We start from the raw sequence: 13950 nt of genomic DNA, 5'->3' as shown, positions 1-13950 counted from the left end.
GGTCAGTTGTCGAACAGGCCGGTGAGCTGCCGCTTGAGCACCTTGCCGCCCTCGTTGCGGGGCAGGCTGTCGAGCAGCAGCAGCCGGGCGGGAAGCTGGTGGTCGGCGAGCCGGTCGGCGAGGAAGCCGCGCAGCGCCGGCAGGGTCAGCCCGTCGGCGTCGGCCTGCGGCCGGGGCACCACGGCGGCGGCGACCGCCGACCCGAGCACCGGGTGCGGCACCCCGACCACGGCCGCCTCGGCGACCAGGGGGTGCTCGTGCAGCGCCGCCTCCACCTCGAGGGAGGAGACCTTGAACGCGCCGGACTTGATGACGTCCTGGTGCCGGTCGGTGAGGTAGAGGAAGCCGTCGGCGTCGATCCGCCCGACGTCGCCCATCCGCACCCACCCGTCGCGGAAGGTGGCCCGGTTGGCGGCCTCGTCGCGGTAGTAGGCGCGGGGGTACGGGGCCCGCAGCCACACGTCGCCGGTCGTCCCGGGCGGCAGCGGGGCGCCGTCGGCGTCGGCGACGCGTAGCTGCCCGCCGACCGGCCGGCCCACCGCGTCCCGGCGTGCCGGATCGAAGATCATCGTGGTCTGGGCCGGCGCCGCCTCGGTGGAGGTGTAGTAGTTCACGATCGTGGCCTGCGGGAACGCCTCCGCGAGCCGGGCCGCCACCGCCGGCGGCAGCGCCGCCGCGGTCGACCCGATCAGGTGTACACCGGCCAGGTCCCGGCCGCGCAGCGCCCCCGAGCCGAGCAGCTCGATCGCCATCGACGGGACGACGAACAGGGTCCCTGTGCCCGGGGTCTCGACCAGCCGGGCGAACCGGACCGGGGTGAACGCGGGGAGGGTGAGCGCGCCGGCCTTCGCGGTCAGCGCGTTGAACAGCATGGTCTGCCCGGCGTTGGTGCCGATGGCGAACGCGTGCAGGAACCGCTGCGAGTGGGCCAGCGCCAGCCGGCGCGGGTTCGTCGGCGCGCCGACGGTCAGGTTGGCGTGGCTGGCGCCGACGCCCTTCGGGCGGCCGGTGGTGCCGGAGGTGTAGAGGATCTGCGCGAGGTCGCCGGGGCGTACCGTCGGCAGGTCGGCGTCGGTCGCGGGCTCGGCGGCCAGGTCCCCGGCCCGCCACACCGGCACTGCGGCGGGGGCGTGCGGGGCGGGGGTGTCGTCGCCGTGCACGACGGCGGTGGCCGCGCAGTGGGCCAGCGCGTGGTCGAGCTGCCCGGCGGCGAGCCGGTCGGACAGCGGCACGGCCACCCCGCCGGCCCGCAGCACCCCGCAGTACGCCACGGCGAACCGGGTCCAGTCGCGGGCGCCGAACACCAGCCCGACCCGGTCGCCGGGGCGCAGCCCCCGCCGGCCCAGCGCGGCGGCGACGGCGGTCGCGCCGGCGGACCACTGCGCGAAGGTCAGCGCGCCCACCCCCGCCACCTCGACCGCGACCCGGTCCGGGTGCAGGGCGGTGCGCCACGCCAGCAGCTCCGGCACCGTCCGGGCGGGCGGTGGGCCGCTCGTCGTCGCGGTCACCGCCGTCCACCCCCGGTCCCGGCCAGCTCGGCCCGGCGCTCCCGATCGCCGCCGTCTACTGTGGCGCGGCCCCCCGGCTCCCCGGCACCGGTGGCCCGGGCCTGACGTTCCTCGATGCCGACGAGGTCGTCCGGCGGGGCGTCGGGCACCTCGTCGTCGAACCGGGCCAGCACCGGCGTGGCCAGCGCGACCAGCGCGGTCAGCGCGATGCACACCCCGAACACGACGTACAGCAGGCCGTGGCCCCGGCCGGGGCCGACGCCGAGCACCGCGCCGACCGTGCCGGCCAGCGCGCCGCCGGGCAGCAGCAGCGGCTCGGCCGCCCTCGCGGCGAACGGGACGATGATCCCCCATCCGAGGGGCATGGTCGACCAGGCGATCATCTGGTTGAGCGCGAACACCCGGCCGTGGAAGCGCGGCGGCACCTTGGTCTGGATGATCGTGTTGTAGACGCCGTTGACGATGCCCAGCGACAGGTACATGCCGAACGCGCCCGCGCCGACCAGCAGCGGGTCCGGCCGCAGCCCGGTCAGCACGGCGGCCACCGCGATGCCCAGGGTGCCCAGCAGCACCGCCCGCATCCGGCGGCGGCTCGGACCGCCCCAGACCAGCATCACCAGGCCACCGACGGCCGCGCCGACGCCGCCGGTCAGCGCGATCCGCGCCACCTGGTCCAGGTCGGCGAAGCCGAGCACCAGCGGGGAGAGCAGGTACAGCGCCGGGAACAGGAACAGGTTCAGGGCGGCGAAGAAGGTCAGCATCGCGCGGAACTCCCGCCGGCGCAGCGCGTAGCGCAGCCCGGCGACCATCTCCTCGCCGATGCCCTCCCGGCGTTGCAGGGCCAGGGTGCGGGGGAACCGGACGAGCCCCAGCACCCCCATCGCGAACACGTACGACGCCACGTCGATGAGCAGGATGCCGCGCAGCCCGACCGCGTCCAGCAGGGCGACCGCGACCAGCGGGACGGTGAACTGGGTCAGGCCCATCGCGGTCTGGGTCACCCCGTTGGCGTGGCCGAGGAAGCGCTTGGGCACCAGCTGCGGCACCGCCGAGACGAACGCGAGGCGTTGGAAGGCCAGCGCCACCGACAGCCAGGCGACCAGCGGGTAGAAGTGCCACACCTGCGCCCGGTCGGCCAGCACCAGGACGGCCAGCACCGCGTTCGCGCCCCCGGCGGCGACGCCCGCCGCCAGCAGCACCCGCCGCCGGCTGGTCCGGTCGATCACCGCGCCGGCCAGCGGGGCGACCAGCAGGCCGGGCAGCAGGCCGAGCACCGCGAACAGGGCGAACCGGGCCAGCGACCCGGTCTCCAGGTAGATCCACAGGGGGATCGCGAAGTTGGTCAGCGCGGTGCCCATGCTGGAGACGACCTGCCCGGCCGCGACCAGCCCGAAGCGGCGCATGCTCGGCTCCGGCGCCCTCGCCGGGGCGGTGGGTGGCCCGGCGGGCTGGCGGGAGACGCCGACCAGCTGCCACGCGGGCTCCGGCCCGCCGGTCGGCGTGGGCGGGACGGGCGAGTCGACCTGCCGGTGCACGGTCGTGACGATCTCGGCCAGCTCGCCGGCCCGGTACTTCAGGAAGTAGTGCCCGCCCTCGTCGATCACCGCGAGCGCGGTGCGGTCGGTGAGGAAGTGCCACTCCCGGAACCGCTCGCTGTGGTAGTCGGTGCTGCGGTCCCGCTCGCCGACCACCGAGACCACCGGCGCCCGCAGCGGCGTCACCTGTCGGCGCATCAGCTCGGTGAAGTACTCCTCGGAGACCCGGGCGTCGTGGCGCATCGCCCGGATCAGGAACGCCACCTCGCCCGGGTCGAGGGAGCCGACGGACGTGCCCTGCGCCTGCAACCAGGTCCGGTAGATCCGGTCGCTGCGCACCCGTTCGGCCAGGCGCAACCGCAGCAGCGGCCCGAGCAGCCCGCCGGCCGGCCGGCCGAACGGGAACACCGCACCGAGGTACACCGCCTCCAGCTCCCGGCCGGCGGCCTCCAACAGCCGGGCCACCTCCACGGCGAGGGCCCCGCCGGGGCCGCAGTGCCCGTACAGGACCAGCGGACCCTCCACCCGGGACAGGATCTCGGCAACGACGTCGGTGGCGACCTCCTCGATCGGCGCCGGATCGTCGGCCAGGCCGATGTCGTGGCCCGGCATGGCCACCGACAGCAGCCGGTACCCGGCCGGCAGCGCGTCGGCCAGCGGCTGGTACACCACGGCGCTGCCGCCGCCGTACGGGACGCAGACCAGCGTGGCGACCCGGTCGGCGGCGGGCACCGGTGGGGTCAGCTCGTGCAGCAGCCCGCCCGGCCCGGCCGCGCCGCCGGTGGCCAGGACGGCCAGCTCGCGGACGGTGCGGTGCCGGAACAGGTCCATCACGCTGACCGTGCCCGTCGCGCCGCCGTCGACGGTCGCCAGCTCCCGGCGCAGCCGGGCCACCACCTGGGTGGCCAGCAGCGAGTGCCCGCCGAGGTCGAAGAAGTCGTCGGTGGCACCCACCTCGGCCACCCCGAGCACGGCCTGCCAGATCCCGGCGATCAGCGTCTCCACGGGCCCGGCCGGCGGCACCCGCTCCCCGGCCGGGGCCTCGTCGGTCGGCTCCGGCAGGGCCCGCCGGTCCACCTTGCCGTGCTCCTGCAACGGCAGCCGGTCCAGCATCACCCACCGGCCGGGAACCATGTGCTCGGGCAGCCGGTCGGCCAGGACCCGGCGCAACTCGGCCGGCTCCGGCGCGGCAGCCCCGGGCGTCGGCTCCAGGTACGCCACCAGCCGGTCGTCGCGCAGCAGCACCGCCGCCTGGTGCACCCCGGGGCAGTCCCGCAGCGCGGCCTCGACCTCGCCCAGCTCCACCCGGTAGCCGCGGATCTTCACCTGGTGGTCGCGGCGGCCGAGGAACATCAACTGCCCGTCGGCGCGCCACCGGCCCAGGTCCCCGGTGCGGTAGAGGCGGGAGCCGGGTGGGCCGTACGGGTCGGGCACGAACCGCTCGGCGGTCAGCCCGGGCCGGTTGAGGTAGCCGCGGGCGAGGCGCTCCCCGCCGAGGTACAGCTCGCCGGGCACCCCGACGGGCACCGGCCGCATCCGCTCGTCGAGCAGGTACACCCGGGCGTGCGGCAGCGGCCGGCCCGTCGGCACCGGGCCGGTGGCCGGCCCGTCGGCGTCCACCTCGTAGGTGGCGACGCCGACCGTGGCCTCGGTCGGGCCGTAGTGGTTGAACACCCGGGCCGGCCCGGCGGCGGCGAGCGGGACGATCCGCTCCAGGTCGGACGCCTCCCCGCCGAGGATCAGCGCGCGGGCGGGCAGCAGGTCGCCCGGCCCGGCGTCGGCGGCCAGCGCCGCGAGGTGCGACGGGGTGATCTTCAGGTAGTCGATCCGGTGGGCGCGTAGCTGCTCGGCCAGCTCCGCCCCGGTGCACCGGCGCTGCACCAGGTGCACCGTCCCGCCGCTGGCCAGCGCCAGGTAGAAGATGGTGACGGCGAAGTCGAACGACATCGACTGCATCAGCGCGTACCGGGCGGCCGGGACGACGGCGAACCGGTCGGCCACCCCGTCGAGGTAGCGCAGCACCTGCCGGTGTGCCACCGCCACCCCCTTCGGGGCGCCGGTGGAGCCGGAGGTGTAGATGACGTACGCCAGGTTCCCACCGGTCGCGCCGGTGGACGGCGGCGTGTCGGGCCCGGCGGCGACCTCGGCGGCGATCCGGTCCAGGCAGGCCGCCCCGGTGACCGCGTCCGCGGGCAACCGGTCGCGCAGCTCCGCGCTGGTCAGCACCACCGCCGGCCGGGCGTCGGCGAGCATCAGCCCGAGCCGGGCCGGCGGCTGCTCCGGGTCCAGCGGCAGGTACGCCCCGCCGGCCCGCAGCACCCCGAGCAGCGCCACGGCCAGCTCCACCGACTGCTCCAGCAGCACCCCGACCAGCGTGTCCGGGCCGACACCGCGCCCGCGCAGCCAGTGCGCCAGCCGGTTGGCCCGCCGGTCCAGCTCCCGGTAGGTCACCGCGTCCGCGCCGCACACCACGGCCGGGGCGTCGGGGGTCGCGGCGACGTGCGGGGCGATCAGGTCGGCCAGGGTGGCCGCCGCCCCGGTGACCCCCACGCCGCCGGGCCCGGCCCCGTCGGCCCCGGGCTCGGCACGGCCGACCTCGTCCCGGTCGGGCCGGGCCAGCGCCAGCACCCGGTCCCGCTCGGCGGGACCGAGCAGGTCCAGGTCGACCACCGGCAGGTCCGGCCGCGCCACCGCCGCGCGCAGCAGGGTGTCGAGGCTCGCGGCCAGCCGGGCGATCGTGTCCGCGTCGAACAGGTCGGTGTTGTAGACGAACATCCCGCGCAGCCCGTCGGCGGCCTCGCTGACGTACAGCGACAGGTCGAAGCGGGCGGCGGCGGCGTCCGCGCCGAGGCTCTCGGTGGTCAGCCCCGCCGGCCACCGACCGCCGGTGCGGGCGTAGTTCTGGAGGGTGAACAGCACCTGGAACACCGGTGCCCGGCTGACGTCCCGGGGCACGTTCAGCTCCCGGACCAGCCGCTCGAACGGGATCTCCTGGTGGGCCAGGCCCTTCACCACGGTGCCGCGGGTGCGCCGCAGCAGCGCCGCGAAGCTGGGCTCGGCGCCCGGGGAGTCGGCGGTCGCGCCGACCGCGGAGAGGTCGGCCCGCAGCGCCAGGGTGTTGACGAACAGGCCGATCAGGTTCTCCAGCTCCGGCACCACCCGGCCGGCGACGGGGGAGCCGATGGCGAAGTCCCGCTGGCCGGTGTGCCGGAACAGCACGGCCTGTAGGCCGGTGAGCAGGGTCATGTAGAGGGTGGCCCGGTGCGTCCGGCTCAGCCGGCGCAGCCCGTCGGTCAGCTCGGCGTCGACGGTGAACCGGTGGGTGCCGCCGGCGTACGACTGCACGGCCGGGCGCGGCCGGTCGGTGGGCAGCTCCAGCGGCGGCACCCCGGCCAGCGCCCCGGCCCAGTAGCCGAACCCGTCCCCGGTTGCCGGCCCGTCGAGGCGGTTCCGCTGCCAGGCGGCGTAGTCGACGTACCCCGTCGTCGGGGCGGCCGGCGCCGGCCCGCCGTCGCGCAGCGCGGCGTAGCCGGCCGCCACCTCGCCGAGCAGCAGGTCCAGCGACCAGCCGTCGCTGACGATGTGGTGCATGACCAGGTGCAGGACGTGGTCGTCCGCGCCCAGGCGGATCACCGTCGCCCGCAGCAGCGGAGCGGCGCCGAGGTCGAACGGGGTCCGCACGGACGCGGCCACCAGCTCGCGGGCCTGCGCCAGCGACCCCGCGTCGGTGACGGTGACGGGCACCCGTACCTCGGGCAGCACCTCCACGAGGGGTTCGCCGTCGGCGTTCTCGGCGAAGCGCATGCGCAGGCTGTCGTGCCGGGCGGCGGCACCGTCCAGGGCGGCGCGCAGCAGGTCGACCTCCAGGGGCCCGCGCAGCCGGGTCGTCGACCAGACGAGGTACGCGGCGGTGCCGGGCGTGAGCTGCTCGGTGAACCAGATCCGTTCCTGGCCGAACGACAGCGACGACCCGGCCACGGTGCCGGGCGACGTCGCAGGCGGCGGGAGGGGGACGGCCCGCGTCGGTAGGTCGAGATTCGTCACGCGGAAGCCTTCTTACCCAGGTGTCGGACAGAGCCCGTAGTCTGCATGCTGCGAACAGCGCATCGCGTCGTCTGATCGGTCCACTGTGGAAAATCCGATCGACCGACCCGGGGCGGTACGGCCCGTCGTACGGTCGGGAATGCGATTCGCCGATGCCGTGGTGCCCACCGAGTGGGCGGACGAGACCCTGGTCCACGCGCCCTTCCGCGGCGCTGGCGCCGGCACGGCGCCGCTGACCTGGGCCCAGCAGGTGATCTGGCGGGCGAACGCCCGCCACGGCTCCAACCACCGCTTCCTCAACCTGCGCCGCACGGTGCCGCTCTCCGCCCGGGCCGGCGCCGACACCGACCGCGCCAGCCGGGTGCTCGGCGCGCTCGTCGGCCGGCACGGGTCGCTGCGTACCCGGGTGCGCACGGTCGACGGCGAGCCCCGCCAGGAGACCGCCGCGACCGGGCAGCTGCCGCTGCTGGTGCTCGCCGGCACCGGCGACGGCGCGCAGGCCGCCCGGGACGCCGCGGACCGCCTCGGCGACGTCGCGTTCGACCACGCGCGGGAGTGGCCGGTACGGGTCGCCCTGGTCACCGTGGACGGCCGGGTGCGGCAGGTGGTGCTGGTGTTCAGCCACTCCACCGTCGACGCCCACGCCGCCGAGGTGGTGCTGCGGGACCTGCGGCTGATCCTGCTGCGCGGGCAACTGGACACCCCACCCGGCCCCCAGTCGGTGGACGTGGCCCGGCTCCAGCACGGGGCCGACGGGCGCCGCTCCGAGCGGGCCGTGGCGTACTGGCTGCGGGAGTTCGCGCGGCTGCCCGCCGAGCCGCTGCCGCCGGGCGGCCCCGGGCTCACCCCCCGCCTGCGCCGGGGCGTGCTGGTCTCCTCGGCCGTCGACCTGGCGGCCCGGGCGATCGCCGCCCACCACCGGGTCAGCACCTCGGCGGTGCTGCTCGCCGGCGTGACGGCGCTGGCCGCCGCCCGGGCCGGGCGGGACCGCTGCGGCCTGTTCCCGATGGCCCACAACCGGTTCGCCGCCAGGTACGCGAACGCGGTGGCCAACCTCGGGCAGATCGGGTTCGGCGTGCTCGACGTGGCGGACCGCCCCGCGTTCCCGCTGCTGCTGTCCCGCGTCTGGCAGGCGTCGCTGAACGGCCTGCGGCACGCCTGCTACGACCCCGCCGCGCTGCGCCGGGCATTCGCCGACGCCGACCGCGACTACGAGACCGCATTCCTGCCGCACTACTATTTCAACGACGTCCGGCTGCCCGTCGGCGGCGCGGTTGCCGCGCCGGAGGTGACCCGACGCGACCTGCGGGCCGCCATGGCGCGTACCGGATTCTCCTGGACCAGAGGGCTGGACCGGGCGTCCTGGCACCTGCTGACCCACGTGGTCGACGAGCCGGGCGGGGTGGGGATAACCCTCACCGTCGACACCCGTCACGTCGCGGTCGACACGGTCGAACCGTTCCTGCGCGAGCTGGAGGAACTGCTGGTGGAAGCGGCATTCGCCGAGGTCTCCTGGCCGTCGGCCGCCCCGGCGGCGGCCCCGGTGGTGGCGGCGACGCCGCCCGTGGAGCTCCCGGCCGAGGCCGGCGAGGAGATGGCGTACGCCCGGTTCGCGGGCGGCCGGGCCGCGACCGGCCCGCTCACCTGGGGCCAGCGGGCGATGTGGCGGGCCGTCGAGGAGTTCGAGTCCCCGAGCCACAGCGTGCTGAACCTGCGCCGCGTCCTGGCCGTCTCGGCACGGGCCGACGTCGACGTGGCACGGGCCGTGCGGGCCGTCGCGGCCCTGGTGGACCGGCACGAGTCGCTGCGCACCCGGGTCCGCTCCGTGGACGGCGAGCTGTACCAGTCCGCCGCCCCGGCGGGCGGGCTGCCCGTCCTGGTGCACCCGGTCCCGCCCGCCGCGGCCGACCCCGACGGCCGGTCCGCCGCCGCGGCCCTGGCCGCCCGGCTGGGCGAACCCCGGTTCGACCACGCCGCCGAGTGGCCGCTGCGCGCCGCGCTGGTCACCGTCGACGGCCGGGTGCGGCAGGTCGTGCTGGTCTTCAGCCACTCCACGGTGGACTTCCACGCCACCGAGACGGTGCTGCGTGACCTGCGGATGCTCGTGCTGCGCGGCGCGCTGTCCCACCCGCCCGGCCCGCAGTCCCTCGACGTCGCCGAGCGGGAGCGGGACCGGGAACGCCGCCGCTGCGACCGGGCGGTGGCGTACTGGCTACGGCAGTTCCCCGGCCTCACGGTGGGCCTGTTCGACCCGGTGGGCCCCGGGCACACCCCCCGCTACCGCCGGGGCTCGATGGTCTCCGAGGCGGTCTACCACGCGGTCCGGCTCGTCGCCGCCCGGCACGGCGTCAGCAGCGCCACCGCCCTGCTCGGGGCGACCGCCGCCGTGCTCACCGCCGAGGTCGGCGGGGACGTCTGCGGCGTGTTCACCATGGCGAACAACCGGTTCCAACCCGAGTACGACGTGGCGATCAGCAAGCTCAACCAGATCGGGCTCTGCCGGCTCGACCTGGCCGACCGGCCCGGCTTCGCCGAGCTGCTGTCCCGGGCCCGCAAGGCGTCGCTGGACGCGTACCGGCACGCCTACTACGACCCGAACGAGCTGGAACGAGCGTTCGCCGAGCGGGGGACCGACTACCGCACGGCGCTGGCCCCGTTCTGCTACCTCAACGACATCCGGCTGCCGCACGACAACGACCCCGGCCCGGCCGGTCCGGACGAGGCCACGGTGCGGGCGGCGGCGAGCCGCAGCACCTTCCGCTGGCTGGAGGAACTGGACCGGTTCGGCTGGCGCTGCCGCCTCCAGGTCATCGACGCTCCCGGCGCGGTCGAGCTGGCCGTCACCGTGGACACCCGCTACCTGCCCCCGGAGCGGGCCGAGCGGTTCCTGCGCGCGGTGGAGGCGCTGCTGGTCGAGGCGGCCTTCCACGACGTGCCGTGGCCCTGGTCCCCGCCGCCGGCCGGCTGATCGACCCCGGCTCCCGGCGGGGCATACATGGTGGTGAGCCACCGGCGGATCCGAATCCGTCTCGACGTACGGTTTCCCACTCAACCCCGGACGCCGCCGATCGCGTCTCACTCTGCATCCGCACGTGAACGCGAGGCGGATGCGACCTGGAGGTGGCGTGAGTCGGCACGAGGACGACGAACAGTTCCGGCTGTTCGTACAACGACAGTGGGGGCCGTTGCTCCGAACGGCCTACCTGTTGACCGGCGACCGGGGGACGGCCGAGGACCTGGCGCAGTCGGCGTTGGAGAAGACCCATCGGCGCTGGGGGCGGGTACTGCGCAGGGACGCGCCCGAGGTCTACGTCCGCCGGGTGATGGTCAACACGGCGATCTCCTGGCGGCGTCGGCGGCGACCGCTGGAGGTGCCGCTGCTGACCTCCGACAGCGCGCCGACGCCGGACGCGTACGCGCAGGTGGAGCAGCGGCAACTGCTCCTCACCGCGCTGCGTCGGTTGCCGCCGAGGACCCAGGCGGTTCTGGTGCTGCGCTACTTCGAGGACCTCAGCGAGGCGGACACCGCCAGGGTTCTCGGCTGCTCCATCGGCTCGGTGAAGAGCCAGGCGTCGCGCGGGTTGGCCCGGCTGCGGGTCGAGTTCGCCCCACCCGCCCCGCAGTCCCCGGTACGGCTCGAGGAGGAACTGGCATGACCGAGAGCTTCGCGGATTCGACGCTCAGTCCTGCGCTGTGGCAGGCCGCGCACGGCGTCAACGTACCTGAGGACCCGTGGCCGGGGTTCGCCCGGCGCGAGCGACGGCACCGGCGGACGCGGCTGATCCGGGCGGCGGTGGCCGTCGCGGTCGGGGCCGCGCTCGTCGGGGTCCAGACCAACGTGGTGCCTCTGCCCAGGTGGGCGCCGGGCATCGCGGTCGCCGCCGCTCCGGCAGCGCTGCTCGACGCGCCGCCCCGGGGCGCGCTGGCCGGCGATCAGGCCTGGCTGGACGCGCTGCGGGCGCGGATCAGCACCGATCCGTCGATGAGCACCGACACCGCGTTGGGTGGCTGGAACCCGGACGGTATCTGGGAGGTCGGCGATCGCGACCGGATTCGCCTGCTCTACGGCAGTGACCAGCCGGGCCACCGGGTCGCGCTGGTCGCGGTGCCGCTGCGGTTCGGCCTACTGACCAAGGAGGCGCTGGTCTGGTACATGGGTCCGGCCGGGGCCGGTGCCCAACAGATGCACTACGCCGGCCACAGCGAGGGCGTCGACAGTCCGGTGATGACCCTGATGCGGGCCGGTCCCGACCGGGGCGGATTCGCGGTCGTCGTCGGGCCGGCCGAATCGACCGTGATGATCAGCGGCGACCCTCGGTACACGCCGGCGGGAACCCTGGAGTACCAGGACCTCGCCAGGGCGGACGGCAGCGGGGTCGGGTTCGCCGTCCTGCCGCCCGCGCCGCTTCGGAACGAACCCGTCGTCCGGGTCAGCCGTGGCGACCACGTGCTCTACCAGGGCGGCCTGGGCGGCGGCCCGTACGCCGCGATCGACCCGTCCGGGCCGGAGCTGGACGTCCTGCTCACCGCCGCCCGACGGGGCGCCCGAGGTACGCCGCTGGACGACGCCAACCTGCGCAACTTCGCCGGATCGGCACTCCTCGACAGTCGCCTCCCGGCTGCCGGGACGACGGTACGGGTGCGTTGGTCGGGCAGCGAGCACGGCCAGGCCGCCGCGCTGCTCACCGTGCAGCCTGCCGGCGGCGGGGTGATCGCGTACGCCATGCACGGCGACGACCGCACCGGCTGGTGGACCGACCTGCGGCTGCTGCTGCCGGCCGAGGGTGCCGACCAGCGACCGATCGGCTGGCGGATCCGGGCCGACAACAGCACCCGCACGCCGACGGACCAGGTGCGGGTGATCGCCCCGCCGGACGCGGCCCGCGTCACGGTCACGGTCGGCGGCGCACCCCCGGCCACGGTCACCCTCGACGCGTCGCACGCGGGCACCACCCGGATACCGCCGGACCAGCCGGCCACCCTCACTGCGTACTCCACGGACGGCAGCGTCCTCGGAACCACTCCGTTGCCGCCGGTCGAGGCCAACATGTCGGGCCTGCCGGGCGACAGCCCGGCTACCCGGGTGACCCCCTGACGAACCGAGAGCGTGGCCGAGCCGTCCGAAGACGGCTCGGCCACGCCGAGCAGGTTCAGCACGCGGCGGCCCGCTCCCACCCTCCCCACCTGGTCTGAAACGGATGCCGCCCGGCGTGTCACCAACCCGGAGAACGTTCCTGGACAGCGCACCAGTGAGGCTCCGCTGGGCTCAAGGCATAGCCGGGCGGCCACAATCGACGGTGTCAGATCTCGCGGACCCCGCTGCTCGCCCAGGCCGCCCTGGCGATGGCCCGCAGGCGACGGCCCGCCATGGCGACGACCTACCTCCAGGCCGACGACCCGGTCAACGCCGGCCGGACGCTGATCGCCGCCAGGCAGTAGATCCTGCACTGCCTCAAGCGCTACATCGTCCGCGACGTCTCCACCGCCCTGGTCGCCGACTTCGCCGCCCTGACCACTTGACCTTCATAGGAGCATAGTGGCGACCGTTACGTTCTATCGACGCCCGATGTACCGTCGGTAGTGGTTGTCTGCTGACGAGAGCTGGGGTGGGTTTCTCCTTCCTGCGCTGGGAGCGTCGTTGTGTCGCACGTCGATCCGCGGTTCGGGGCTCGGTTGCGGGCTCTGCGTGCCGGCCGGGGTTTGTCTCTGCGGGCGCTCGGGCAGCTCGCGCATCGGGGGAAGAGTCACCTGCATGATCTGGAGACCGGTGCGAAGGCTCCGACGCCCGAGACGGCCCGGCATATTGATGGGGTTCTTCAGGCTGGCGGTGCGCTCGTGCGGCTCGTTGGTCAGCCTGTCGATCATGGCGCTGAAGCCGATGATCTGCTTGCTCGGGTGCGTGCCAGTGATGTGAGCGTCGAGACGCTTACCCGGATCGAGGCGAGCGTTGATGACCTGGCCAGCGCGTACGCGACCACCCGGCCGGTGGATCTGCTTCCGATGGTGCGGAAGCACTTGGCGTATGTGGGCCGGCTGCTCGACGGTCGGGGGACTCTGGCGCAGCGGCGGCGTTTGGTCGTTGCGGGCGGCTGGTTGACCGTGCTGCGGGCGACGGTGCACGTCGACCTTCAGCAGCGTTCCGCGGCCGGCGCGCACCTGGTCGCCGCTGGCACGCTTGCCGAGCATGCCGCGCATCCGGAGATTCAGGCGTGGTGCCTGGAGACCCAGGCGTGGGACCGGCTCACCCAGGGTGAGCACCGACAGGCGATCGACCTGTCTCAGCAGGCCCAGCGGGTGGCGCCTCGGGAAAGCTCGGCGCACATCCAGGCGACGGCGCAGGAGGCGCGGGGGTGGGCGCGGGTGGGTGACGTGCGGCGGACCCGTGACGCGCTGGACCGTCTGGAACGGTTGACCGCGAATCTGCCCGTGCCGGAGCGGGCTGAGCACCATTACCGGTACGACCCGACGAAGGCGCTGGCGTACACGGCGACGACGCTGTCGTGGGCGGGTGACCCGGCTGCCGAGCAGGTGGCCCGGGTGGCGTTGGCGGAGTTGGACCCGCGCGGTGACGGGGGCGACCGGCCACGGCGGTCCGCTTCTGCCCGCCTGGACCTGGCTTTGGCGTTGGTGGCCGCCGGCCAACCTGACGAGGCCGGCGCGGTGGCCGCTGAGGCGATCCGTTCCGGGCGGGTGGCGTCGTCGAACTGGTGGCGGGCGCGAGAGGTGCTCCGGCGGGTCGAGCAGGCCGACGCGGCAGAGGCGTCGGCGCTGCGTGAGGTGTGCCAGGTGTACCGGCCCGTCGGCTGACAGAGGACAGTCGACCCGGCCAGCGGACACTCAACACCTTTGTGTGATCGTCCAGT

Annotated in this window: 6 protein-coding genes; 4 read left to right on the top strand and 2 right to left on the bottom strand. The window is 75.0% G+C overall.

Annotation, left to right across the window (positions count from 1 at the left end; all coding sequences use genetic code 11):
* Window positions 1-2 precede the first annotated feature (2 nt).
* Together OOK41_RS19410 and OOK41_RS19405 are read right to left on the bottom strand one after the other, a co-directional pair.
* Entirely contained in the window at window positions 3-1508 is a 1506-nt protein-coding gene (locus OOK41_RS19410) for a class I adenylate-forming enzyme family protein (RefSeq protein WP_266266203.1), read from the bottom strand.
* Window positions 1505-7087: a non-ribosomal peptide synthetase/MFS transporter gene (locus tag OOK41_RS19405; protein ID WP_266266202.1), complete on the bottom strand. Its 5583-nt coding sequence runs from the start codon at window positions 7085-7087 to the stop codon at window positions 1505-1507. Before OOK41_RS19405 ends, OOK41_RS19410 begins: the two co-directional genes overlap by 4 nt.
* Window positions 7088-7226: 139 nt before the next feature.
* Here OOK41_RS19405 and OOK41_RS19400 point away from each other — a divergent pair, with 139 nt between their 5' ends.
* The 4 genes from OOK41_RS19400 to OOK41_RS19385 all read left to right on the top strand — a co-directional run bounded on the left by OOK41_RS19400 (window position 7227) and on the right by OOK41_RS19385 (window position 13894).
* On the top strand, window positions 7227-10055 hold the full coding sequence (locus OOK41_RS19400; protein WP_266266201.1) for a condensation domain-containing protein: 2829 nt from the start codon (window positions 7227-7229) through the stop codon (window positions 10053-10055).
* A 157-nt stretch (window positions 10056-10212) separates the two neighbouring features.
* The gene (locus OOK41_RS19395; protein WP_243639958.1) at window positions 10213-10743 is read left to right on the top strand and encodes a SigE family RNA polymerase sigma factor; all 531 of its coding nucleotides are present in this window, start codon (window positions 10213-10215) and stop codon (window positions 10741-10743) included.
* A complete protein-coding gene (locus OOK41_RS19390) occupies window positions 10740-12182 on the top strand; it encodes a hypothetical protein (protein WP_266266200.1) in 1443 nt (480 codons plus the stop codon). Before OOK41_RS19395 ends, OOK41_RS19390 begins: the two co-directional genes overlap by 4 nt.
* Window positions 12183-12688: 506 nt before the next feature.
* On the top strand, window positions 12689-13894 hold the full coding sequence (locus OOK41_RS19385) for a helix-turn-helix domain-containing protein (RefSeq protein WP_266267898.1): 1206 nt from the start codon (window positions 12689-12691) through the stop codon (window positions 13892-13894).
* Window positions 13895-13950 lie beyond the last annotated feature (56 nt).

The organism is Micromonospora sp. NBC_01655, assembly GCF_026339755.1.
GTDB lineage: Bacteria > Actinomycetota > Actinomycetes > Mycobacteriales > Micromonosporaceae > Micromonospora.
This window is presented reverse-complemented; position numbering and strand designations above follow the sequence as displayed.

What these genes read in the sequence shown, in the direction of transcription:
- OOK41_RS19400 (WP_266266201.1), top strand. Translation starts at nt 7,227, where the DNA reads ATGCGATTCGCCGATGCCGTGGTGCCCACCGAGTGGGCGGACGAGACC.
- OOK41_RS19390 (WP_266266200.1), top strand. Translation starts at nt 10,740, where the DNA reads ATGACCGAGAGCTTCGCGGATTCGACGCTCAGTCCTGCGCTGTGGCAG.